Origin of the sequence: Anabaena sp. FACHB-83 (genome assembly GCF_014697485.1) — a bacterium.
Taxonomy (GTDB): Bacteria; Cyanobacteriota; Cyanobacteriia; order Cyanobacteriales; family Nostocaceae; genus Nostoc_B.
This window is the reverse complement of sequence record NZ_JACJRY010000072.1, coordinates 1-24,437: the sequence shown is the minus strand read 5'-3', so window position 1 is coordinate 24,437 and position 24,437 is coordinate 1. Positions and strand designations below refer to the sequence as shown.

The window sequence follows — 24,437 nt, the reverse complement described above, 5'->3', positions numbered from 1 at the left end:
GGTAATAATGGTTCAATAATTAGCCACTCTTCATCTGTTAAACTGCTTAAATACATAAGTGACAAAACATACTGTTATTTTATCAGTATACTAGATCCCAAATGGGTTCTATAGAAGTTTACGAAGAAACACCAGAAATTCGCAAAGAAGCCTTTGTTCGGGAAGAAGTACGAGTTAAAAAGGTAGTAGACAGAGACACCGTAGAAGCTGAAGACACAATTCGCCGCGAAGAGTTAGATGTGAATACTACAGGTGAGTTGCAGGTAGATAATAAAGATAGTCAAGGAACTATTTAGTTAAAAGTACAAAATTCAAAAAAATGTAGGGGCTTTTGACCTTGTTCTTTAGCCTCTATGTCTCTATTTGTATTATCCATAAATTGAAATAGTATGAGGCGGAAAAATATCTCCCTTTCGATAATTTGAAATTAAGGTACTTCATTCGAGAGAAAGATGTATAGAAGAGAATAAATTTTTACCTTAAGAATTGAAAGTTGATATACGAGTTCCGAGGAAAAATATAATGTCTCTTTACAAATTAAATGAATTTGATCCAGACTATCGTGATACTCTGGAAGGTAATGATATTAAAGGTTTAGGCGTATATACGGAAGGAAATGATGAAAAGATTGGTACAGTCAATGATGTTTTAGTTGATGATGAAGGACATTTTCGCTATTTAGTTGTTGACTTAGGTTTCTGGATTTTTGGTAAAAAAGTATTATTGCCGGTAGGTCGTAGCCGTATTGATTATGGGCGCGATCGCGTTTATGCTGTGGGTATGACCAGAGAGCAAGCAGAAGACTTACCAGAATTTGACGAACGCCAAGTTGATTACGATTATGAAGAACGAGTACGTGGTGTTTATCGTAATCCCCAATATAGTACCACCCCTGTAGATACAGCCACACCTCTAGATACTACTGCAACATTAGATACAGGTTTTACAGCTACTCCAGCAACAGCAGTCACCACACCAACTTTCACCCGCGATACCTATAATTACGAGCAAGAGCCTTCTTTATTTGGATTAAATGAACAAGACCATCAAACCTTGAGATTATATGAAGAACGGCTAGTTGCTAATAAGAGAAGACAAAAAACAGGTGAAGTTGCTGTTGGCAAACATATCGAAACTGAAACTGCTAGAGTTTCCGTACCAGTGGAAAAAGAGCATGTTGTCATTGAACGCATTACCCCAGATGATGCTGGTAGAGTTGTTGCGCCTGGAGAAGCTGACTTCCGTGAAGGCGAATTTGCGCGTGTAGAAATTCACGAAGAAACTGCTGACATTCGCAAAGAAGCATTTGTCCGTGAAGAAGTTCGAGTCCGAAAAGTGGTAGAGCAAGATACCGTTGATGCTCAAGAAACAATACGTCGGGAAGAGTTAGATGTCAATGCTCCTGGACTCCCAATTGAAGAACGCTAATTAGTTGAGGTGTGTTCAGTTTTGTCATTAGTCATTTGTGCCTTATCCTTAGTCAATACAAATGACTAATGACCAAACAACTTTCACAAGTTGTATTAGAGAATATTAGTATGGAACAAGCTAATTTAGCAGAATTTTCTGAAGAAAAAATTGTGCGTTTACTAGAAGAACATTTAGTAGTTGATACTAATATACATAAAGTCGGTGAAGTAATTGTTCGCAAAGAAATTGAAACGAGGATAGTAGAAGTACCTGTCCGGCGGGAAAAATTAATTGTGGAACAAGTTAGCCCACAATATAAGCAACTAGCAGAAATAGATTTAGCATTAGAGGAAATTTCAGAAATTACCTTAACTGCAATTGAAGATGGCGCAGTTGGTAATTTTGTTGGTGATTTGACGGTGAATGGAGAGTTTAGCTCACCCAAAATTGCTAGTTTAATTTTAAATGCGATCGCTCTCGAAAAAAATCACGGCTGTCAACGTGTGCGAATCTCTATTTTATGTGACAATGAATCACACAAACAAAAATATCAAGAGTGGTTTGACCGTTGCTCCAAAGGTCAACAGCCTCAATCTCTTTCATAAGTTTCTAGCAGATGATTAATAGTAGGTTGAGAATTTCTCAGCCTACTTTTTTATATATTTTATTAGCCATTAATAAAGCTCCCAAGAATTTCCTTGAGGAGCTTACTGAGTGTGAAACAGTAAATGACTAAAATCTATCTTTGCAGATTTAGCTTTACATCTTCCCAAAGATAGGGTTTATTGTCAATTAAATTTTTTATAGAGAAATAAAATGCAACATTAGATACTGACAATTCAAAAATATTTCGTCATTCAGGGATACTAGAGACAAGATAGATGTTTGGAGCAAACCATATTCTTATTTTCTATATCTCACGTTAGAGGACAAAAACTGCTCAAAAGATAGAAGAAAAAACAATGATGAAAATATAATCTCAGTATATAAATCAATTCGTGATTTTATTTTATTGCTAAGTTTAACTAGCTGTAAAATTTGGTGTTAAATCAAATTTTGCTATTTAAAAAAGGAGATATTTAATTGTGAATTATACAAGTAATATTTATACTCACTGGAAACAGGCTAAAGGTGCGATCGCGCTTACATTAATGGCAATATTCCTCCCGGCTTGCAATTATAACGAACCACAGGCTATCACTCCAGCCACACCCCAGCAACAACGTAACCAAGTTAGTCGAGAAGTAGTAGACAACGAAATTGCAGAAGTAACAGATAAAACAGATGAACTCATCGGTAAAACTGTCACAATTAGAACGCAACCGATTAGATTAATTGGCCCTACAAGCTTTACAGTTAATGATAAAGAGCTATTTGATAGTCAAAATATTTTAGTGATTAATGCCACAGGCAAGCCTTTTACATTGCCCAGTACAAATGATATACCCCTGCAAATTACTGGACAAGTTCGCAGATTTGATTTAGCAAAAATCAATCAAGATTATAAATTAGATTTGCAGTCTGAATATTACAGCGATTATGATGATCAACCTGTAATTGTTGCCAAATCACTAGCTTTATCTCCTAACCCCGGTGAACTGACTGCCAACCCCAGCGCCTATTATGGTAAAAAACTCACTGTAACTGGTGAAGTTGAAAATATTAGTAGTGCGATCGCATATACCTTAGATGAAGACAAATTATTTGGTGGAGAAGATTTACTCATACTCCACAGCAAGCCACAACCAAAAGTGAAGCAAGGAGAACAAGTAACTGTTTCTGGTGTATTACGTCCGTTAGTAATTGCCGAATTAGAGCGAGACTATAACCTAACTTGGGATTTAAATTTACGGAAGCAATTGGTAGCAAAATATCGAAATCAACCTGTATTGGTAGTTACGAATTAGTCCTCATACTAAGTTGCGTTCAGAAATATTATTCCTACTCCCAGCCCAAATTACTATCTTTTAGGACTTACGCAAAAAAACGAAAAAATAAGGTTTTAGAACAGGGTGCAGGGGTATGAGGGTGTAAGTATTCAAAACCCTTACACCCTTACACCCCCACACCCAATCTTGGTGCGTAATTCCTGTCTTTGATTGCAACTTGGTATTAACATCTTCAAAGTAAACGGCGTTCTTCACCCCACTTACGTAGTCTGAACGCCAAAAGCAACATCAGAACACCAAACATAATCGCATAAGCAGCCGTCATCCATAAAATTACTAACGCTCCTGCAATCGGCCAGATAATCAGTAGCACGCCAAAAACCAGAGATGCAATCCCCGCAGCGATGAGCAACCATTCATCGTCAATTTCTTGGCGTAAATGGTTGGCTGCAATAATCTCAAATATACCTGTGATAATTGCCCAAGCCGCTATGAAATAAAGCAAAACTAATGCTGTAATTCCCGGCCAAATAAATGCCATAACTCCCACTGCAATTCCAATTGCACCTTCAATTACCAATAACCAGCCGTGGATGTTACCGAGATGGTCTTTAAATCCAGCGATCGCTAATAATAGTCCACCACCTAGCGCAAAGGCTGCAAACAAAAATACCAAGGCTGTTAAGGTAATTCCTGGCCAAAATAATGCTGCTAAACCAAATATGATGGCGAGTGTTCCCCGCAATGCGAGTGTCCACCAGTGTTTTGCTAACCGGGTTCCTATTCTCATAGTCTTTCAAAGCTTTTCCCTACCAGAAGGGCTTGGTCATTTAAATCAATGATGGAAATTTCTGGCTCTTCTTCCATCTGACTAATGCTGTATGGTGCGAGATGGATGAATATTGTTGGATGAGGGTGTAGGGGTGTACTTATTCAAAATCCTTACACCCCAAACCCTTTCACCCTTACACCCAATCTCCACAGATAATCTTTGTGCGTAAGTCCTGTTACATAAGGGCTGTGCAGAAACTTTCAATATGGCCTTGCAGTTTTTACGGTAGTTGTGACATACTCGGAAAATAAATACGGTAAATCTATCGAGTTAGTGATGTTTACTCATTGAACAGCCTATTACCAATGGTTTCTGAATGGTAGAAACCACTAGATTTATCTGTGAAATCAATCTCAAATCCAAATTTAAAATCAAAAATTGTTTGACTTTCTTTGCTCACCATACAGCCAGGAATAAACAATGTTAAAAGACGCGCAAGGCCTTGAAGTTACGACAGACTCACCAGCAGCGATCGCAGCTATCAACCAATTTATAGATCAATCCCTCAGTTATGGCAAAGATATTGAAACTGTGATTCTGGAAGGTGTGAAAGCAGATCCAGGTTGTGCAATGCTTTATGCCTATACAGCAGCTTATTATCTGACGCAAGAAAATGCTCAGGCGTGGAAACAAGCAAGACCTTATTTACAAGCGGCGCAAGGGCTATTATTTGGGATCACCAAACGAGAACGATTGTATATCCAGGCGATCGCCGCTTGGGCAATGGGAGCAGTTGATCAAGCGATCGCCTTACACGAAAAAATAGCCGCAAATTATCCGCGTGATTTAATTTCGGTGCAGCAAGGACAATATCACTACTTCTATTTAGGGGATCAAGAAAGATTACTCAAAATAGCTCAAAACGTTCTCAGCGCCAATCCAGACAACCATTATCTATACGGTATGGTGGCCTTTGGTTTAGAACAATGCCATCAACTAGAACAAGCCGAAGCAATGGGGCGAAAAGCCACAGCTATCAATCGCCGTGACCCTTGGGCGCATCATGCAGTTGCCCACGTTATGGAAACTCAAGGCAGAGTAGATGAAGGTATTGCTTGGATGGAAAGTCTGGCAGATACCTGGGAAAACTGCAACTCTATGTTGTACACCCATAATTGGTGGCATGTGGCGCTTTATTATTTAGAACGAGGCGACATCCAACAAGTATTAGCCCTATATGATGCTTATGTGTGGGGTCGAGCCAGAAAAGAATCTCCCAAGGATCAGGTAGGAGCGATCGCATTATTGCTCAGACTAGAGTTGCGCGGTGTTGATGTTGGTAGTCGTTGGCAAGATATCAGCACCTATCTGTTTCCTCGCATTAATGAACATGCTTTACCCTTTCAAGACTTGCACTACATTTATGCCTTAGCCAAAGCTAGACAATTTGACTGGGTAGACGAGATGTATTTGAGTATGCAAAAACATACTCAAACCATTAATCCATACTTGCGTCAGAATTGGTTAGAAGTCACAATTCCAGCAGCTAGAGGTATGATTGCTCATGCTAAAGGAGACTATGCCAAAGCTAAATCTGAATTAAAAATCGTACTACCAAAACTGCATCGGATAGGTGGTAGCCATGCTCAAAGAGCCTTATTTGAGCAAGTATATCGAGATGCAGTTTGGCATAGTGAAAAACAAAGTCAGGTTTATGCAGTGGTGGCTAGGTGATAGGTTACAGCTATTAATCTTGGCGGGGCGCTCATTGGCTTGGGTGTGACAGCCTTACTTTTTGTCCCGATGGCGATCGCTATTAAACTTGATAGTCCGGGGCCAATCCTGTTTAGAAAAATATGAAGTGAGCAATTGGCAAAGATTGGATGTGAGACCGGGAATTAGCGGTGAATGGCAAGTTAATGGTTGTTCAAAAATCCGTAACTTTGAGGATGTAATTGAACTAGATTTGCGTTATCAACAGAATTTGAGTTTACTCTACGATTTCACATTAAAGTTATACTCGTGAAGTAGGAGATAAAAACTGTCTGTTACTCAAAAAGAAAATAAATTTTTAAGTAAATAGAAAGATGCCAATAAACCGAAGTATGTAACAAACAATAAACTTGCCTAAAAACCTTTTCTCATCTGCCTTCTGCCTTGTTATAACGACAGTTTTTAACACAGACATATTTAGTTGTTATTCATAATGGGCATGAGGTATAGTTTCCCATTCTTTCACAATCCCTGATATCTAAACTTCTTGAATACCTTATTTTAAAAATAGCATTTACCCGACAAATTATGAATTCTAAAGTAAAAATTATAAAATCTAGTGGGATTTTTGATGGTAGAAAAGGCCGACAAATTAATGAACGAGTAAGCAACCTGATTGATTCAGAATTTAATACTTTTGTGGAATAAATGAGCAGATTAAAATAATTCTAGATATCAGTGGTACAACAACGGCTTTTGAAGTATTCTCCGATCAATGAGCATTTATTCAAAAAGCTACTCATTACCAAAATTGATTTCTAATAAAGAACAGTCATCTGTGAATATTTGACTACCTGTAGCATTTTTAATTGCCTCTAAAATAGAGTCTAATTCAGTTGATGCTTGCTGATTGCATCCAGTCATTAAATCAATAAAGCTGGGTAAATTCCACATTTTGCCATCAGGCTTTTCAAATTCGTAAAGTCCATCACTAAAAACATACAATTTACTGCTAAGTTGAATATCACATATAGCATTATAGTATTGATTTTCGGCATATATTCCAATAGGCAAGTTGGGGGTAATTAATTGTTGTACTTGTAAATCAGAATCAGTTGTAGGCGAAAATAATAAAGCGGGTGGATGGCCTGCACTAGCATAAGTTAGCTGAGAAGAAATTCGGTTAAAAACCCCATACCAGATAGTGAAGTACTGGTTATTTTGTTTATCCATCTGAAACACTTTATTTAAGCTGTGAAAAACTTCAGATGGATTATAGAGATTAGTTTGAGGTAGAGATTGCGATCGCAACAAATTATGTATAGAAATTGAAGGCAGAGCCGCAGCTAATCCATGACCAGAAACATCAAGTAAATATATTGCTAAATTATCCTCATCTAACCAATAATAATCAAAACAATCTCCGCCTAATTGACGGCAGGGAAAAAACCGAGAATTAATACTAATTAATCCTGATAGTGGTTTGGGAAGAATAGACTTAACATAATCAGCAGCTTCATTTAATTCTGTTTCTAAAAGCTGTTTTTGCAATTGTAAATCTTGAGCTAATTTCTGGAGTTCTTGATTTGTTTGATATAGTCTTAATCCCGCTCTAACCCTTGCTTTTAGCTCATTCACATCAATGGGTTTACTCAAGAAATCATCTGCACCTGTATCTAAACCTTCAACGCGGTCTTCTACAGCCTTGCGGGAAGTGAGCAAAATAAAGAAAGTCGATGATAAAGATGGTTCCGATTTAATTTTGCGGCACAGTTCTAAGCCATCCATTTCATCCATTTGCCAATCTGAAATGATCAGCGCCGGATAGTGTTTATGAGCTTGTTCTAATCCTTGTATTCCACTAGATGCCAGAATTACTTCATATCCCTGAGCTTGAAGAGCTTGTTTTAAAACTAGTTGGATCAGGCGATCATCATCAATTACTAAAATTTTTACGGGAGAATTGGATATTTCAGCCATATTTTAGAGAGATTAGTATATTTATGAGTGAGTGTCACAGGTGGAAAGATTTTGTAAAGTCGTAACGACCTTTTTATATTCCCTTTCTAACTGCTGAACCAGAACAGAAATTTGCTCTAATGATTGATCTAGGGCAGAATTTTCTAAAGTTTCACAGATATCGCCCAGGTTCACAGCACCAATACTCACACTAGGCGATCGCAAAGCATGAGCCGCTTTTTGCAACTTTATTCTGTCTCCCACTTTCATAGCCTCTTGAATTATTTGGATTCTCATTGGAGTATCTTCTAAGTAGACTTGGATCAGTTCAGCGACTAAATTCTCACCATCACTACCAGCCATGTTTTTTAGCTCTTGCAGAAAACTTAAGTCAATTACTGCTGCTACGTCAGATTCTGGCGTGATGGAGGCTATTGCAGATTCAGGTAAATCTATTGGCTCAGAGGAAGCTGCATCTTGATATTGCTGAATATCATACTTTTTCAGCACATCTTCCAGCGCCTCTAAACGAATGGGCTTACTGACGTAATCATTCATCCCAACTCTTAAGCACTCCTGACGATCTTCTAGGCGAGCATGGGCAGTCATCGCAATTATCCAGGGTTGAGTATGAGGAGAGAATTCCTGACGAATGCGGATAGTAGTTTCCCAGCCATCCATTTCCGGCATTTGGATGTCCATAAACACAACATCATAGAATTGCCGTTGCAAAGCTTCCAGGGCTTCACGTCCATTATTTGCCACATCAGCCCGAAAACCCAACCGATGCAGCATTTTGAGCGCAATTTTTTGATTCACCAACACATCTTCTACCAAAAGAATCTTCAGTGGCAAATTTTGCCCTAAGTTGTCATTAATTCTGGGTAGATGTGGTGTAGGTAAGCGGGAGTAAGAAGGAATGGTAACTTGAGCATCAATTCTTTGAGTAGACCAACTCCCACGGACAATTTGTAAGAGGGTATTGTGTAACTGGTACTGTCGCACAGGCTTATGCAAAAAGGCCGTAAACTCAGTTGCTACCTGCTTGACCTCTAAGGTTTGCTTACCTTTAAAACTCAACATCACCAAAGGTAGATTTTTTTGTTTGGGTATAGCTCGAATTTGATCTGTCAGTTCCTGAATATTCAGCTGGGGGCTATCGATATCCAATATAGCTAGGTCAAAGGCTGGTTGTTGCTTGATTAAACACAGGGGAACAGCCTTTAATTCTATTGCTTGGACATGGACTCCCAAGCTCTGAAGTTGCCAGGTTAAACATTTCTGTAAATTGACGTTATCTGCTGCCAGTAGTAATCGCTTACCAACAAGCTCTGGATAAATACTGCAAGAACCATCAATCGCCGAAGGATCAACTTGCAATGTGAGGGTGAAATTGAAAGTAGAACCTTGACCAATTTCACTTTCTACCCACATTCTGCCCCCCATAATCTCGCTCAGGCGCTTGCTAATTGCTAAACCTAAACCTGTGCCACCATAACGCCGATTCATGGAAGCATCTATCTGACTAAAGGGCTTAAATAGTCGATCTAAGCGATCGCTGGCAATTCCTATACCTGTATCACTCACCGCAAACAGAAATTCATAATATACATGATCTCCAATTGTGGTTTCTGGCTGGTGAACTTGTTGCTGCACGGTGATTGTGATAACGACTTCTCCAACTGTGGTGAATTTCACTGCATTGCTGACTAAATTCCAGAGAATTTGGCGTAAGCGGGTAATATCACCAATAATTAAAGTCGGTGTATGGGGTTGGAATTGGTACATCAATTCGATACCTTTCAAGGCTGCTTGGGGAGCCAGTAAATCTAAGGCTTCCTCCACGCAAACTTGCAAGTCAAAAGGTTGTTCTTCCAACTCTAAATTTCCAGACTCTATCTTAGAAAAGTCGAGGATGTCATTGATAATCGTTAATAAGGCATCTCCACTGTTACGGATAGTTTCTACATAATCGATTTGCTCAGGCTTCAGGGGAGTATCCAAAAGTAATCCCGTCATACCGATGATCGCATTCATGGGAGTGCGAATTTCATGACTCATAGTGGCGAGAAAATTACTCTTGGCCAAATTTGCAGCCTCAGCTGCTTGCTTGGCAACACTAAGTTCTTTGTTTTGCTGTGCTAACAGATTGGCTTGGTGAGTTTCTTGCGCCAGCAATTGTGCTTGGGTGAGGGCAATACCCATTTGATCGGCTAGGTGTTTGAGGAGATCCAGTTCTAACTCAGTCCATTGTCTAGGGTGAGCGCACTGATGGGCAATTAATAATCCCCACAAATCTTCCCGCACCAAAATTGGGACAACCAGATTGGCTTTTACCTGAAACCTCTGTAAAAATGTTACATGGCAAGGTTGTAATGCTGCTTGCTCTATATTAGAAATGACGCTAATCCTTCCCTGACGATACAAATCTAGGTATTTGTAAAAACAAGGATCGTAAATATCCTGATCCAAAGTGGCTGACCAACCTGAAATTACTGCCTCTTGTACAACTTTACCCGAACCATCAGGATTCATTTGGAAGATTAAAACGCGATCGGCTTGCAAAATACGCTGCACTTCCGTCACTGTTGTCTGGAGAATTTTTTCTAATTGTAAGGATTGGCGAATTTCTTCCGTAATTTGCTTGAGCAAAAGAGCGCGTTGGTATTGCTGCTGTAGCTCTTCTTCTGCCTTTTTGCGTTCAGTAATATCTAAATGGGTTCCCACCATTCTCAGAAATTTCCCTTGGAAATCTCGATTTACCAACTTACCCCGATCTAAAATCCATTTCCATTTTCCTGATTTAGTGAGAAAGCGTGCTTCTGCCTCATAAAAAGGCGTATGACCTTTGAGGTGAGCTATCAGCCGTTGTCGCATCAAAAATCGGTCTTCTGGATGGATTAACCCATTGGCAATTTTAATATTGTCTTCTAGCTCATCTGGATGATAACCCAGCATTGTGTACCAGCGTGAGCTACGATAAACTTCTCCAGTAGCTAAATTCCAATCCCAAAGCCCTTCTTCTACAGCATCTAGCGCCAATGTTAACCGTTCTTCACTTAATTTCAGGGCATTTTCTGATTGTTTTCTCAGGGTGATGTCACGATATTTCCACAAGTGACCATAAAATTTGTCATCAACAATAATAGGTACATAATCTTGTTCAAAAATTCGCCCATCCTGGAGTTGCCATTCTTGATTGACAACTATCTCTCTTTGATTTAGGAACTCATGTACACGCTGGATAAATTTTTCTGGCTCCACAAACAGCTGTTTGCTCATTTCGGATGCTTGGCGACAATCCATGCCTTGTAAAGCTTCTGGAGGCAGGGAAATACCAAATAGATCGCAGAATTCTTGATTTGTCACAACAACGTGGCGGTTTTCGTCTTCTAACAAAACACCAATTTGCAGACTTTCAATTAGTGTTGTTAATCGTGAAGCTGTGGCTCTTAATTCGGCTCGTTGTTCTGTGAGTTTCGTGGTCAGTTTTTTGGCATCTGTGAGAGCAGAATTTTTGGCTTGTAAGAGAAATAGATAATCTGAAACTGAGTCGTATAAAGGAAAATCATCAATACTCAGTTCTAGTTGTTTGAGGGCGGTAATATCTGTAATCCAGGGAGAACCAAGAAATACTAGATGATTGTTTTCCTCCACACATACTATCTGTCCCTTGAGTTGCATATCTTTGTGGAGAGATTGCAAAAGAAACAGCGATCGCGTTTGTTGACAAATGGCCTCAAAACTAACTGCACAGTTGGGGCGCTTGATGCGGAAATGTGCTTCTAGGGAGCTATTGAGGATGGTCATCGGTTCGAGAATCCTCTGAAGTACCTCACCCACCTGGATAATCTGCATTTCTTGATTAATTACCAGATGGAAGGGAAACAATGCTGCAAATTGGTCAGCACTAAAACTGAATTGCCTTAACGCGATCGCCTCATTATTTGTCATCAGATTGCGTATCTGTGTATTTAATAGCAAAGGTATCGTGAGCATCTCCTTGTTCACGAAAACTTATTTGGGTAATATCTATATCCGTATGAAAACGTTTTCCTAATCCATGCAGTAAACCAATCACCATCGGTGCTAATCCTTGCCGAGTAGATTGGTAGTGGAGATTCATAGATTGTTCACTGGTGTGTTCACACTCAAAAGATGGGGGACTAAGTTGAGAAAAACTTAAACCTACCCTCGCATGGAGATTATCCAAATTCTCGATAAACTGGGGTAAGGAACTTCCAGCACTATCTAAAAGTTCTCCATAGCCTTCTTTGGCAGTATAGTTAACCCAATATTCTCCAAAAGCTATCAAAATTTCCTGTGCAGGCATACTCAACACCTCACAAGCCGCTTCAACCAAACTATAGGTAACATCGTCGGAATAACCATCCATACCAATAAAAAAGTCAATATCTTCCAGTCCTGCCTTGTATTTAATAGTTTCCCAAATATCCTCTCCGTGGCACTCACAAATCATATCTTGAATTGCTTTGTTCACTAGCCCGTACATTTTCTTACCTTGCTTGTGTAAAAGTGTGATTTATTGCTTAAGTAACTTGTGGGCTGTCGCCAGTATTTCTGATTTGATAAAAATTGAATATATCCTATAAAGTCAATTTCCTAAAATTTATAACTTTCCGGCTTACCTTTTGTCCACTTAAATTAATAAGTATAAAATCAACAAGCTGAAAGCTAAATCATCTATTTAGCACACACAAAAGATTCTGAAGGCAGTTAAGCGCGCTTAGAGGTATGAGGGAAAGAATCTAAACGACCATTACATACAATACCTTTGTCAAAATAAGAGCCTACAAAAATTTTGGCAAAAACGGCAAAATGACTCATACATAAGCGTTTAGCTTACAAAGTAGCTAGGAAGCTCAAACCCTTGAGACTGCGTGCAATATATGAAAAAATGCTTACGGGAAACCTTGAAAGAATTTTTAGGACTTATTGTTTTTGCCCAGCCTTGGAGAAATGGGAGTTTATAGATAAACTCACCTTCATAAAAAGTGCTGAGTTAAAAGTGCTGAGTGCTGAGTTAAAAAGACCACCCACACTTCGACCCTTCTCCTACCGGAGACGCTACGCGAACGACAAGCTCAGGGCATCGCAAGGGGTGGGGTATCAACCTTCTCTCGGTAATAGGATTCCGCTTAACATCGGGCGGGGCTTTTACCATAGTGCAGAAGTACTTCCTTCCTCTTTCTTCTTACTCAGCACTCAGCACTCAGCACTCAGCACTCAGGACTGAGCGTTGTAAATTGGCAAAGGTATTGTATAAGTTAAGTGTTATTTAACCTTGAGGAGTGGATTGATTATGATGCGTTGGCTCACAGCAGTTACACAACGAAATCTGTTGAATATGGCTGTTGTCATATTTATCGCCCTAGCTAGTAGTTTCACTCTACCTACTCCTGTTTGGGCTGCTTCTAGCTTGGGAATTGATCATGGTCATCTAACCGCTTGTCCGAGTTCGCCAAACTGTGTTGTAAGTCAAGGTGCGGATGCAAAACACGCCATTGAACCGATCGCTTATCATGTAGACCGGGATACAGCACGCGCAACCTTACTCAAGGTTCTCACCGTTGTTCCTCGAACAGAGGTGATAGAACAAACAGATAATTACATTCACGCTCTTTCTAAGAGTCGCATCTTCAAATTTATTGATGATGTGGAGTTTTATTTTCCTGAAAATGAATCAGTGATTCATATCCGTTCTGCGTCTCGTGTCGGACAATCGGATCTTGGTGTCAACCGCACACGTGTAGAGCAAATTCGTCTGGCTTTGCGCGATTTAAAGATTTAAGTTGCAGTGCGATCGCTCAGTTACCAATTACTTCATAGCCTGCCTGAATTGCAGTATTGTAGATTGTAGCGATCGCCTCATAGTCTGATAAATCCACAGCCGCAAAACCCTTGACACCAACTTTGGTCATAGCAATTTGAAGTTCTGCATCAGGTCGGAGTAAGGCTGCTTGAATCTGCTCAATCACTGATTTATCTAAATGTGGTGCAGCGACTAAAGGCGGTATCGGACATGGGCCAATCACTTCTATCACTCGCAAATGTTCAGATAACTCAGGAAAATCTCGTAGTTCTTGTTCCAAAACTACACTATCAATCCCCGCGCAATCTGCAAGCCCATCCACCACCCAACGTATCGAACGCTGGTGAAATCCTGATGCTATTGTCTGTCCAAAAAAGTTTTTTGGGTGTTGACCTTGTAATAACCGATGTCGGAGCAGATTATAGCCACTATTAGAGCCGAGGTCGTTGTAACACAGAGTTTTACCAGCCAAGTCTGCAAAACTATACAGATGACTATTGGCATTCACAATCACATCCGTAAAGTAAACAGGATGGTTTTGATAACGTGGTGCATCCAGCACTGGCGCAACTATTGGTTGTAGTTGATTTTTCGCTACTTGATTATATCTGACCAGAGGTAAACCACAAATAAACGCTAAATCTAGCTGGTTCGTTAAGAGTGTTGGGTCTTGTAGCGGGTCATATTGACTTGCTTGTAGTTGGGTTTCGACTCCCAAAATCCGACCAACATAACCCACAATTGCTTCATAAAACCCAAACCAACTCGGCGCTAAGTAAGATATGACCCGCAGCTTTGTTAGTTCACTCACTGATGACTCTCCAAATCCAATTCATTTTGTAGTGCGGGAACTATGATTAGCTTGCGATATGACCAATGAATGCTGAGGAAAATTAGACTCATCAAGGTCAAAAACATAATCTTGAAAACTATGCCATAGCTTTTAGTATGCGACCACAATCGCTGAAAAAACGCTGTCCCAATCAACACAGGCTGCCACAGGCTTTGATTAATGTTCTGAGAATTATTTAAGCCAATAGTTAAGGATGCTGTATTTTGCTGTGCAACTGTCATTATTACTACCTTTTGAGCTATGTCCTATAAATACGGTAATTCGATAGATTTAGTGATGTATATTAATATGGCATAGCTTGAGGCCACAAGCAAGCTTTTATCCAAAATGTAGAGATGTTGTATACAACATCTCTACGTATTAGATGGCAGAGAAATCATGTTTAGTAAAGCAAAAGAGTATAAACAGCAATGGAAAATATTTATTCATTGTGATATTTGCAACGACTAATATAAGTGAAATACGTCAAGCGATCGCCAGAGTTAAAATAAATGTAAAAGTTTAGCAAAAATACTCATAATTAATAATCACTGCCAACTAATTCCCCATACAGCTTTATGGCTGTGATATTATGGGAGACTGCTGCATATATTTAGAAAAACTAGAAAAATAGATCATGGCTCTGACGCAACAGCGCAAACAAGAAATAATTTCCAACTTCCAAGTTCACGAAACCGATACTGGTTCGACTGATGTCCAAATCGCAATGTTAACAGAGCGAATTAACCGCCTCAGCGAACACCTCCAAGCAAACAAAAAAGACCACTCTTCCCGCCGTGGTTTGCTTAAGCTGATTGGTCATCGTAAACGCCTGCTGGCTTATCTCCAGCAAGAAAATCGGGAAAAATATCAAGCTTTGATTGCTCGCCTTGGTATTCGTGGATAGGGACTATCGCTTATGTCTGCTGAAGAATCTGAACGCAGTCGTTTGCCTTTTGAACCGAACAAAAAACGCCAAAAACCTGTAAAAGTTCAAAAAAATCCCATCAAATCCAATATTTCCACAGAATCAGCCAGCCAGAAACCGCCATTGACAAAAGAAGAAATGGCTATTCCCAAAGTGGTGAGTCAGAGGATGATTCGGCGGGTGGCATTTTTTTGTGGTGTCCCCACAGCGTTAGGGATTACTACATTAGTAGTTAGCTATCTACTAGCGACACAAGCCCAGATCAAAATAGCTCCTGTTGCCGTCTTACTGGTTAATATGGGGCTATTTGGTTTAGGTGTGTTAGGCATTACTTACGGCGTTCTTTCAGCCTCTTGGGATGAAGAAAGACCAGGAGGTTTACTCGGAATCAGTGAGTTTTCCACCAATTTCGGACGTATGGTAGCGGTTTGGCGCGAAACTCGACAAAAGAACCTCTGACAATTGGCGCTCAGGTATTCAGATAACTCAGTATTGGGTAATTTACGCATAAATGTTGAAGTTAAAGTTATATAACTTCAACATTGCTAATCCAGAAATCTACTATCTGATGTCACCCAATATCCAGTAGTTCCAAGACTGAGCGCCTTATTTTTTTACATATAGGACTTACGCACAAAGATTATCTGTGGAGACTGGGTGTGGGTGTGAAAAAGTATAGGGCTTCGCCGTGAGCGTCAGGCGAACGGTGTCAGGGTTTTGAATAAGTACATCCATTAACACGTCTGACGAAATAAGTTTAGTAAACGTAACCGACAGCAAAAGACTTCTAACTCTCTAACCTATAACCTGTAACCTGTAACCCATAACTCATAACCTGTCACCTGTCACCTAATAAATGTTAATTTCTCATCATTAAAAATTACGCGCCACACTGAGAAGTACGACAATATAGTTAAGCTTATTCGTTTGATATTTCACTCAACTAATCAGGTAATTTAAGATGATCGTAGTCATGAAGATTGGTTCCCCAGAGGCGGAAATCAACCGCATTGACGAGGAACTAACTAGCTGGGGACTAACGCCAGAAAAAATTATAGGTAAACACAAAGTCGTAATTGGTTTAGTCGGTGATACTGCTGATTTAGATCCCCTACAAATTCAAGAAATTAGCCCGTGGATTGAGCAAGTTTTAAGAGTAGAACAGCCTTATAAACGCGCTAGTCGTCAATTTCGTCATGGCGAAGCTTCAGAAGTGGTGGTGAATACTCCTGATGGTGCAGTTGTCTTTGGCGAACAATATCCGTTAGTGGTGGTGGCTGGCCCTTGCTCGGTAGAAAACGAAGAAATGATTGTGGAAACAGCACAGCGAGTTAAAGCCGCAGGTGCTAAGTTTTTACGCGGCGGTGCATACAAACCCCGGACTTCGCCTTATGCTTTTCAAGGACATGGTGAAAGTGCTTTGGATTTACTGGCCAAGGCGCGAGAAGTTAGCGGGTTGGGTATAATCACTGAAGTGATGGACGCTGCTGAACTTGATAAAATTGCGGAAATTGCTGATGTTGTCCAGGTAGGGGCGAGAAATATGCAGAACTTCTCGCTGCTGAAAAAAGTCGGCGCACAACCCAAGCCGGTGCTGTTGAAACGGGGAATGTCATCCACAATTGAAGAGTGGTTAATGGCGGCTGAGTATATTTTGGCGGCGGGAAATCCGAATGTAATTTTATGTGAGCGCGGTATTCGCACCTTTGACCGCCAGTACACCCGCAACACCCTAGATTTATCGGTAGTACCTGTATTGCGAAAACTCACACACCTGCCGATTATGATTGATCCTAGTCATGGTGTTGGCTGGGCTGAGTTTGTACCGGCTATGGCGATGGCTGCGATCGCATCTGGTACTGATTCTCTCATGATTGAAGTGCATCCCAACCCGAAAAAAGCTTTATCTGACGGGCCACAATCGTTGACACCAGAGCGTTTTGACCAGTTAATGCAAGAATTGGCTGTGGTTGGCAAAGCTGTAGGACGCTGGCCACAACCTGCAACCGCTTTGGCTTAAGGTAACAGGACTTACGCACCAAAATTATCTGTGGGGGTGTAAGGGTTTTGAATACTTACACCCCATACCTTTACCAATTCCTTTAGTAGTGTTCTTTGTAGAGTACATCTCAGGTGTTACTAGTGCGATGTTAAGAAATCTAAATTCCAATCAATCGTGAACTTTTGCCAGTCTGCGCTAGGGTAGAAAAGGACACGTAATTTATCCATTCCTGCTTGTGTTTCTTTGCAAACGTCCAGCCGCCTTATTAAGCTTGGCTGTTTTACTTACTTCCCTAACAGCTTGTAGCAACACTCCAGCCGCTAAAAACCTGGAAAATTCTTTGGCGGCTGATCCTCGACTGCAAAACAACCCAGTTGTTTTTGGAGAAACTAGTAAAAACGAAGCACCAGCGCAAAATACAACAACAGTCCAGCTTCCTGCGGATTTTCCCAAAGAGATTCCCTTATATACTAATGCCACACTTCAGGAAGTTACACCTGCAAGTAATTCCAATAATCAAGTATCAACTCGTTGGCTGAGTTCTGACCCCAGCAATTTTATTACCAGCTTTTATCGTAGCCAGTTGCAAGATAATAACTGGCAAATTTCACAACAGCCAACTGATGATGTAGGTACTTTTGAAGCACGACGCAATGATTTGCTAGTCAAAGTATCTATCCAACCCCAATCTGTGACAAATCCTGCACCTAATCAACCACAAACAGCTACTAGCATCGTGATTGATTATGCGCCCAATAGTACCAATACTGCACAATCTCAGCCCACAACTAACAATACTCCCCAAGCTGGTGATCCGCAGTTTATTGGGCCAGTTGCACCTAACACTACAACTCCCCAACTCAACACTACACCCAATAATTCAACCACCACTGCAACTACAGCAGTATCTCAAGAATTTGCTGACCTCAACAAAGTACCACAAGAATTACGTCAACATATCCAAGATTTAGCCGCCTTGGGTGTGTTATCGGTGGAATCTCCCGCAAATAAGGCGAATACAAATAACACGAATTTATTTGAACCTGGTAAAATTATCACCCGCCGAATCTATGCGCGTTGGTTGGTTGCGGCTAATAATGCGATGTATCCGAACAATTCTACTAAGCAGATACGTTTGGCTAGTGAAAGTACGCAACCTGCTTTTAGTGATGTAGCAAAAACAGACCCAGATTTTGCCGCAATTCAGGGACTAGCTGAAGCTGGTTTAATTCCTAGTACCTTATCAGGAGATACAACCACAGTTTTGTTTCGTCCTGATGCACCTTTAACTAGGGAACAGATGATTTTATGGAAAGTGCCTTTGGATACTCGCCAAGCTTTACCCACGGCTAATTTAAATGCAGTTCAACAAACTTGGGGTTTCCAAGATGCTGGGAAAATCGACCCGAAGGCATTAAGGGCAATTTTGGCAGATTTCCAAAGTGCGGAACAATCAAATATTCGGCGAGTATTTGGTTATACGACGCTATTTCAACCGAAAAAACCTGTGACTCGTGCTGAGGCGGCGGCGGCTTTATGGTATTTTGGCACGCTAGGCGAGGGTGTATCGGCTGCTGATGCTTTGAAGGTGAAGCGATCGCCTGCCTGATTCTTCTTTATACAATATTCGTAAATCGTGAAAATTCAGTAAATATATTTTGCTGCGTCTTTATCTGCTGCGACTTTTTCAGTAAAATTGCAGAAATTTGGAACTGTAACTACAAATTTTAACCATCATTTAAAAATACAGTCGGTACATTTACCTTTTTCTCAAATATCTTTTTACTGGATACGCAGCAGATGAAAAAACGATTGTTGGCGGCTGGTTTTGTCGTTGTATCTTTGGTGTTGCCGCAGAAAGCTTTGGCTGCGAATTTTAGCCAGCTTTATGTATTTGGTGATAGCTTATCTGATACAGGTAATGTTTTCAATGCCACGGGTGGTACTTTTCCAGCAAGTCCGCCTTACTTTAATGGCCGTTTCTCTAATGGCCCTTTGTGGTTGGAATATTTTGGTAATCAGTTAGGATTAAACCCTGCTTTAATCACCGATTTGAATAATGGTAATCCCAGCCAAGGTATTAACTTTGCCTTTGGTGGTTCTTCGTCTGGTTTGGGTAATGCGGTTGTGAGAGATGCACCATTACCGGGAGTTTTAGGACAAGTAGGTGTATTTGCTCAGTCTTTATTGGCTAATAACCAGACTGCTGACCCAAATGCACTGTATGTTGTGTGGGGTGGTGCTAATGACTTTCTATTCCCTAATCCCGACGACTCATCAATACCAGTTAATAACATTACTCAGGCATTAAGTACCCTGGTGAGTGTGGGTGCAAGAAATCTTTTAGTGTTTAACTTGCCCGATTTAGGCAAGCTTCCAGGCGCTACTGTAGATAATCGAGTTCCGGCTAGTCTGACGCAATCAAGCAATAATTTTAATTTTGGCTTGCAAGCAACTGTCGCTGCTTTCAGTCAAAATCCCAATCTGAATGTTATTCCTGTGGATGTCAATTCTTTATTTAATCGGGCGATCGCATCTCCAGCGCAATTCGGGTTTAATAATGTTACTGACTCTTGCTTATCTCGGTTTGATATCTGCCGAAACGACCAAACTAAGTTTTTGTTTTGGGACGATTTTCACCCAACTACCACGGCGCATCAATTTATCGCAGATACCGCACTAGCCGCCATCCAAGCACAGGAAGTCCCCGAATCTTCTACAACTTTAGGATTATTGGCGCTTGGTGTTGTGGGTGGAGTTGGAATACGCAAGCGCCAACAAAAAAAGCTGGCTGTCACTCCAGCAAATCCGGTTCTTGACGCACAATTATCTCGTATAAAGGTTGAAAGCTAAACCAACCTAAATTATGCGAACCAACTTGAGTATGTGCTATCTCTGCATACTCATGTTTAATCGGGCTAGGTTTACCCGCAGCCTCAGCTAATAATTGTGCTTGACAAGAACGCTCCATTGTCACAAACCACCAAGCAGCTTCATCGACTGAGTGACCAACAGTAAGTAAACCGTGGTTTTTCAGGATAATGGCTTTGTTTGTCCCCAGGGTTTGGGCAATGCGCTGTCCTTCCTGCGGGTCAAGCACTACACCTGTATAGTCATCAAATAAGCTGTGGTCTTGGTAAAAAGCACAAGCATCTTGAGTCAGGGGGTCAAGCAAGCGACCAAGGCTTGACCAGCTTTTACCATAGATAGAATGAGCATGGGCGGCGGCGACGACATCTGGTCTAGCTGCATGAATTTGGGAATGAATGGCAAACGCAGCCCGATTCACTGGGCGATCGCCTATAATTACCTCACCTTCTTGATTGACTAAAATTAGGTCACTGACGCGAATTAAACCAAAGTGCATTCCAAAAGGATTCACCCAAAAGTGTTCCGGCGTTTCCGGGTCGCGTGCTGTGATATGACCTGCAATTCCCTCATCAAAGCCATAGCGGGAAAATAACCGCAAGGCGGCGGCTAGTCTTTGTTTCCGGTGTAGGCGTTCTTCGGTAATAGAAGTAAATTTTGGTGGTTCAGGTGCGTTTGGTTTTTGTACAGATATTGTTTGCATAATTAAGCCAGTGGTGAATATTTATCGTTAGGATAAGGCAGAAGACAGAATAATTTTAATAAATGTGGGATTACGAACAGTTATTTAAGATTATTGAAGAATTGGTGATGCACCATTCGCCTAGCGGTGTAGAGGGTGAGATTAACCAATTTTTACTCCAGCAATTTGCTGCCCTGGGAGTAGAAGTTTGGAGCGATCGCGCTGACAATATTATTGCTAAAATTCCAGGGAAAGACTCTACTAGAGCGATCGCTATTACCGCCCACAAAGATGAAATTGGCGCAATTGTCAAAACAGTTGGCGAAGCAGGTAAAGTAGAAGTCCGCAAGCTTGGCGGTGCTTTTCCTTGGGTTTATGGCGAAGGCGTGGTTGATTTATTAGGCGACAATGAAACTATCTCTGGTATTCTCAGCTTTGGTTCTCGCCATGTCTCTCACGAATCTCCGCAAAAAGTCCAACAAGAAGACACACCTGTAAAATGGGAAAATGCCTGGATTGAAACCAAGCGCACCACCGCCCAACTAGAAGCCGCAGGTATTCGACCAGGAACCAGAATGGTTGTTGGCAAACATCGCAAACATCCCATTCGCTTAAACAATCACATCGCCAGTTACACCTTAGATAATAAAGCTTCAGTTGCGATTTTGTTAGGTTTAGCGCAAACCCTGAAGCAACCAGGCTGTGATGTGTATTTAGTCGCCTCAGCCAAAGAAGAAGTCGGCGCAATTGGGGCGTTATTTTTTACCCAAAATCAGCAATTAGATGCGTTGATTGCTTTAGAAATTTGTCCCTTGTCTCCAGAATACCCCATACAGGATAATGAAAGTCCGGTGTTGCTGTCTCAAGATGCCTATGGCATATATGACGAAACCTTGAATTTGCAATTGTGCCGTGCTGCGAAGCAACTAGATATAACTTTACAATTAACTATTCTCAGTGGCTTTGGTAGTGATGCTTCCATTGCGATGAAATTTGGTCATGTCGGTCGTGCATCTTGTTTGGCATTTCCCACACAAAACACCCACGGTTATGAAATTGCTCATTTAGGTGCGATCGCTAACTGTATTAATCTATTAAAAGGCTTTTGCGAAACATTCACCGAATAAAGCCGATGACGGGATTTGAACCCGTGGCCTGCTGATTACGAAACACTAAACCCAGTAATCGTAATTACTGGGTAATTCAATGTTCAAAATTTGTATTTCGTCATTTATGAGCAATAATCATCATCTACAAACCATAATCATAATCATCTTCATAGTCATCTTCATAGTCGTCTTCCCCAAATTCAGACTTTAAAGCGTCTGAGCAATTCTCACATAACCCTTCAATGCCACCAAGGCAAGACGCAAAATCAAAACTTTCTACACCGCCCCAAAATTGACCACAGCCGTAACAATATCCATGAGATTGAGTATGTTTTGAACAATAATACTCATCTGGTATGTTAGTTTCGTTATCAGGTAAAAAGCATTCGGTTACGTCTGTTTCTTCACAACCAGGATGATGACATTTAATTGAAACTGTTTCAGGCACATTAGACATAACTCTTATTTCGTCTCTAATTTAAAAATGAATAATAATTAAGAATCACCCAGATATATATAACTACACGGTGACATATACATCTCTGGCTCTTTATTAACACTAGTTAATTGCTTCCAATTAACTATGCTGTACCCTTGATCAGCCGCCCAGAAGCAAACTGCATCATCTACATTGCCATCAATTTCTGCAATCAAATCTAAAAGTTCTAAACCGTCTGATTCTTCCGCTTCATCTGGAGTCATTTCAACATAAGTAACTTTATATAAACTCATAGTCAAAAGTTAGATTTTGTCTCATGGTGGCAGAGGGCGATCGCGTTTACTGAGGGCTAAATCAAAAGCCCTCTGGTGTGCTTTCTCGTCTATCCAGCTATGGTACAAGCGGCTGTGAACCTCTAGGGAGTGTCCCATCTGCTTGGCTGCTAATGAAATATCAATTCCATATTCTAATGAGCGTATCGCCCAAGCATGGCGTAGGTCATAAGGTGAAAAGGGGATGTTCGCCCGACGAAAATATCTTGTTACAGTTTCACCTATTACCCGATTGGGGCGATCAAGGTCTATTTTTGGACATTTAGGAAATGCTAGTTCAAATACATCAAACCATTCAGGATGCAATGGCCACACAATTCTTGAGCCAGTTTTACCATCAGTTATTGTTATCCCTTTTCCCGGTTTCAAGGTCGCTAAGTCAACATAAAAAACCTCATGATTCCTTAATCCATAAGCTGACATAATCCCGTAAACCCATCGCCAAGAATCATTCTGAATCAAGTAAAAACTATCCTGGATTTGCTTATCGCTCGGAATCTCACGGGGTCGTCTTTTAGATAATGAGTAGTTACCTGATAATTCCGAAAAATCAGCGTTCAGTCCGGCGAACTTGGCAAAAATGGTCAGAGTAGATGCAAACCTTTTTCTACTCCGCGTATCTGGTTTTGATTTTTGAATAATTATATCTTTTAAAATTTCAATGCTTAAAACATCATTTTGGGGTAAAAATTTTAAAACTGATACATATTCAACGTTCCAAGTCGTTTCTGTCTTAAATGTCTTCGTTCTTCTTAGAAAGTATTCTTTTTCAAAATCAACTATTAATTCTCCTATTGTTTTCTTGTCTTCAGCTAATTCCAAATCAAGGTAATCAGCCCAATCAAATGTTTTCGCGTCGATTTGCACGCTGATTTTCTTAGCCAGTCTCTCTGCTATCTTTACCCCATCGGCATTAGCGTTGGCGGCTGATATCCTCTGTTGATAAGGTTTGTTCTTGCCTAATAATGCCTTGGGAGGCAATGTTCCCCGAATGTACAGCCGTCCTCCGATTTGCTCAATTCTTAGTCCACAGTAGTTGTTTTTTAAGCGTCCATTCGCTTCTTTAATTCGCTGTTCTATCATCTCATTCACTCATTCATCCATGCCTGTTCATCTTCAAGATTTTCATCGTCATCCTGACCTATTACCGACAGAAAGAAATAACCGCAGGTCATACACTCGTAAACGGCATGGCGCTGATCCAAATACCACCCATTAGAGTTACATTTTTCACAACAAAAAGGTAGTTTTACTATTTGGTATCGTTCATTCATTTTTTTCAGCTAAACTATTGACCGTGTAAAACTCTCATCGGTGCGATCGCGCTTCTGTGGCATGAAAACGCGATCGCATTTACCATCCATTTGCGTTCCCTTCATCTAAAATTTGATGCAGCAGCGCCTTACCTTCAGCCCAGCGCCGCCCACCCATTTTTAAAACTTGCTCAATCACATAAGTTTCCCCGTGAACTTCCAGCAGTGACTTAATCGCTAAGTAATAGGATTTGGCGGAAGTGGAAGCGGAAGTCTCAAGGGGATGTTCGCCGTTATGCTCCTTATAGAACCCATTTGGGATCTATGAAGTAGCTAACCGTTTGAGCATAAGTCTGACAAAACAGAGATGAATTTTAGTCGTCGCATTCTCCAAAGTTCTTTCAAAATTTTTGACC

Annotated in this window: 21 protein-coding genes and 2 pseudogenes; 13 read left to right on the top strand and 10 right to left on the bottom strand. The window is 40.6% G+C overall.

Going from position 1 to position 24,437, the window contains the following annotated elements:
• Window positions 1-110 precede the first annotated feature (110 nt).
• From H6G79_RS34100 to H6G79_RS34085, 4 genes and pseudogenes are all read left to right on the top strand, one after another.
• Window positions 111-296, top strand: a pseudogene (locus H6G79_RS34100) (DUF2382 domain-containing protein); the annotation flags it as partial.
• 226 nt (window positions 297-522) lie between these two features.
• Entirely contained in the window at window positions 523-1,428 is a 906-nt protein-coding gene (locus H6G79_RS34095; RefSeq protein WP_190592632.1) for a DUF2382 domain-containing protein, read from the top strand.
• A 68-nt stretch (window positions 1,429-1,496) separates the two neighbouring features.
• Window positions 1,497-2,015 carry a DUF2382 domain-containing protein gene (locus H6G79_RS34090; protein ID WP_190592633.1) on the top strand — a complete coding sequence of 173 codons (519 nt, stop codon included), beginning with the start codon at window positions 1,497-1,499 and terminating at the stop codon, window positions 2,013-2,015.
• A gap of 480 nt (window positions 2,016-2,495) precedes the next feature.
• Window positions 2,496-3,317: a hypothetical protein gene (locus H6G79_RS34085; RefSeq protein WP_313934716.1), complete on the top strand. Its 822-nt coding sequence runs from the start codon at window positions 2,496-2,498 to the stop codon at window positions 3,315-3,317.
• Between the two features lie 214 nt (window positions 3,318-3,531).
• Here the strand turns inward: H6G79_RS34085 and H6G79_RS34080 are convergent, their stop codons facing one another.
• Entirely contained in the window at window positions 3,532-4,089 is a 558-nt protein-coding gene (locus H6G79_RS34080) for an HdeD family acid-resistance protein (protein WP_190592634.1), read from the bottom strand.
• A 462-nt stretch (window positions 4,090-4,551) separates the two neighbouring features.
• Here H6G79_RS34080 and H6G79_RS34075 point away from each other — a divergent pair, with 462 nt between their 5' ends.
• Window positions 4,552-5,805 (top strand): tetratricopeptide repeat protein, encoded by a 1,254-nt coding sequence (locus H6G79_RS34075; RefSeq protein WP_190592635.1) that lies wholly within the window; start codon window positions 4,552-4,554, stop codon window positions 5,803-5,805.
• Between the two features lie 112 nt (window positions 5,806-5,917).
• Window positions 5,918-6,097 (top strand): annotated as a pseudogene (locus H6G79_RS37835) (sugar transferase); the annotation flags it as partial.
• A 482-nt stretch (window positions 6,098-6,579) separates the two neighbouring features.
• Here the strand turns inward: H6G79_RS37835 and H6G79_RS34065 are convergent.
• From H6G79_RS34065 to H6G79_RS34055, 3 genes are read right to left on the bottom strand one after another with little or no spacing between them, the layout of a single operon-like run.
• A complete protein-coding gene (locus tag H6G79_RS34065; RefSeq protein ID WP_190592636.1) occupies window positions 6,580-7,764 on the bottom strand; it encodes a PP2C family protein-serine/threonine phosphatase in 1,185 nt (394 codons plus the stop codon).
• A gap of 21 nt (window positions 7,765-7,785) precedes the next feature.
• Window positions 7,786-11,697, bottom strand: a complete 3,912-nt coding sequence (locus tag H6G79_RS34060) for a response regulator (protein ID WP_190592637.1) — start codon at window positions 11,695-11,697, stop codon at window positions 7,786-7,788.
• A complete protein-coding gene (locus H6G79_RS34055) occupies window positions 11,687-12,256 on the bottom strand; it encodes a heme NO-binding domain-containing protein (protein ID WP_190592638.1) in 570 nt (189 codons plus the stop codon). The genes H6G79_RS34060 and H6G79_RS34055 overlap by 11 nt, the downstream gene beginning before the upstream one ends.
• An 810-nt stretch (window positions 12,257-13,066) precedes the next feature.
• Between H6G79_RS34055 and H6G79_RS34050 the strand changes: the two genes are divergently transcribed.
• On the top strand, window positions 13,067-13,555 hold the full coding sequence (locus tag H6G79_RS34050) for a DUF1499 domain-containing protein (protein ID WP_190592639.1): 489 nt from the start codon (window positions 13,067-13,069) through the stop codon (window positions 13,553-13,555).
• A 16-nt stretch (window positions 13,556-13,571) separates the two neighbouring features.
• Here the strand turns inward: H6G79_RS34050 and H6G79_RS34045 are convergent, their stop codons facing one another.
• Together H6G79_RS34045 and H6G79_RS34040 are read right to left on the bottom strand one after the other, a co-directional pair.
• Window positions 13,572-14,387 carry a phosphate/phosphite/phosphonate ABC transporter substrate-binding protein gene (locus H6G79_RS34045; RefSeq protein WP_190592640.1) on the bottom strand — a complete coding sequence of 272 codons (816 nt, stop codon included), beginning with the start codon at window positions 14,385-14,387 and terminating at the stop codon, window positions 13,572-13,574.
• Window positions 14,384-14,650, bottom strand: coding sequence for a hypothetical protein (locus tag H6G79_RS34040; RefSeq protein ID WP_190592641.1), 267 nt, complete (start codon window positions 14,648-14,650; stop codon window positions 14,384-14,386). Before H6G79_RS34040 ends, H6G79_RS34045 begins: the two co-directional genes overlap by 4 nt.
• Window positions 14,651-15,045: 395 nt before the next feature.
• On the opposite strand from H6G79_RS34040, the gene rpsO reads away from it, so the two are divergent.
• The 5 genes from rpsO to H6G79_RS34015 all read left to right on the top strand — a co-directional run bounded on the left by rpsO (window position 15,046) and on the right by H6G79_RS34015 (window position 20,191).
• Complete coding sequence (gene rpsO, locus H6G79_RS34035) at window positions 15,046-15,315, top strand: 30S ribosomal protein S15 (protein ID WP_190592642.1); 270 nt, start codon at window positions 15,046-15,048, stop codon at window positions 15,313-15,315.
• Between the two features lie 12 nt (window positions 15,316-15,327).
• Window positions 15,328-15,795, top strand: a complete 468-nt coding sequence (locus tag H6G79_RS34030) for a PAM68 family protein (protein ID WP_190592643.1) — start codon at window positions 15,328-15,330, stop codon at window positions 15,793-15,795.
• 502 nt (window positions 15,796-16,297) lie between these two features.
• Window positions 16,298-17,356: a 3-deoxy-7-phosphoheptulonate synthase gene (aroF, locus tag H6G79_RS34025; protein ID WP_190592644.1), complete on the top strand. Its 1,059-nt coding sequence runs from the start codon at window positions 16,298-16,300 to the stop codon at window positions 17,354-17,356.
• Window positions 17,357-17,573: 217 nt separating this feature from the next.
• Entirely contained in the window at window positions 17,574-18,947 is a 1,374-nt protein-coding gene (locus tag H6G79_RS34020) for an S-layer homology domain-containing protein (protein ID WP_190592645.1), read from the top strand.
• A gap of 191 nt (window positions 18,948-19,138) precedes the next feature.
• Window positions 19,139-20,191 carry an SGNH/GDSL hydrolase family protein gene (locus tag H6G79_RS34015; protein WP_190592646.1) on the top strand — a complete coding sequence of 351 codons (1,053 nt, stop codon included), beginning with the start codon at window positions 19,139-19,141 and terminating at the stop codon, window positions 20,189-20,191.
• Here H6G79_RS34015 and H6G79_RS34010 read toward each other — a convergent pair.
• Window positions 20,133-20,909, bottom strand: coding sequence for a class II aldolase/adducin family protein (locus tag H6G79_RS34010; protein ID WP_190592647.1), 777 nt, complete (start codon window positions 20,907-20,909; stop codon window positions 20,133-20,135). The two genes, H6G79_RS34015 and H6G79_RS34010, sit on opposite strands and share 59 nt — an antisense overlap.
• A gap of 62 nt (window positions 20,910-20,971) precedes the next feature.
• On the opposite strand from H6G79_RS34010, the gene H6G79_RS34005 reads away from it, so the two are divergent.
• The gene (locus tag H6G79_RS34005) at window positions 20,972-22,015 is read left to right on the top strand and encodes a M42 family metallopeptidase (protein ID WP_190592648.1); all 1,044 of its coding nucleotides are present in this window, start codon (window positions 20,972-20,974) and stop codon (window positions 22,013-22,015) included.
• A 124-nt stretch (window positions 22,016-22,139) separates the two neighbouring features.
• Here the strand turns inward: H6G79_RS34005 and H6G79_RS34000 are convergent, their stop codons facing one another.
• The 3 genes from H6G79_RS34000 to H6G79_RS33990 are packed head-to-tail and all read right to left on the bottom strand — an operon-like array spanning window position 22,140 to window position 23,860.
• On the bottom strand, window positions 22,140-22,454 hold the full coding sequence (locus H6G79_RS34000; protein ID WP_191049413.1) for a hypothetical protein: 315 nt from the start codon (window positions 22,452-22,454) through the stop codon (window positions 22,140-22,142).
• 38 nt (window positions 22,455-22,492) lie between these two features.
• Window positions 22,493-22,729 carry a hypothetical protein gene (locus tag H6G79_RS33995; protein ID WP_191049412.1) on the bottom strand — a complete coding sequence of 79 codons (237 nt, stop codon included), beginning with the start codon at window positions 22,727-22,729 and terminating at the stop codon, window positions 22,493-22,495.
• 21 nt (window positions 22,730-22,750) lie between these two features.
• A complete protein-coding gene (locus H6G79_RS33990; protein ID WP_191049411.1) occupies window positions 22,751-23,860 on the bottom strand; it encodes a site-specific integrase in 1,110 nt (369 codons plus the stop codon).
• Window positions 23,861-24,437 lie beyond the last annotated feature (577 nt).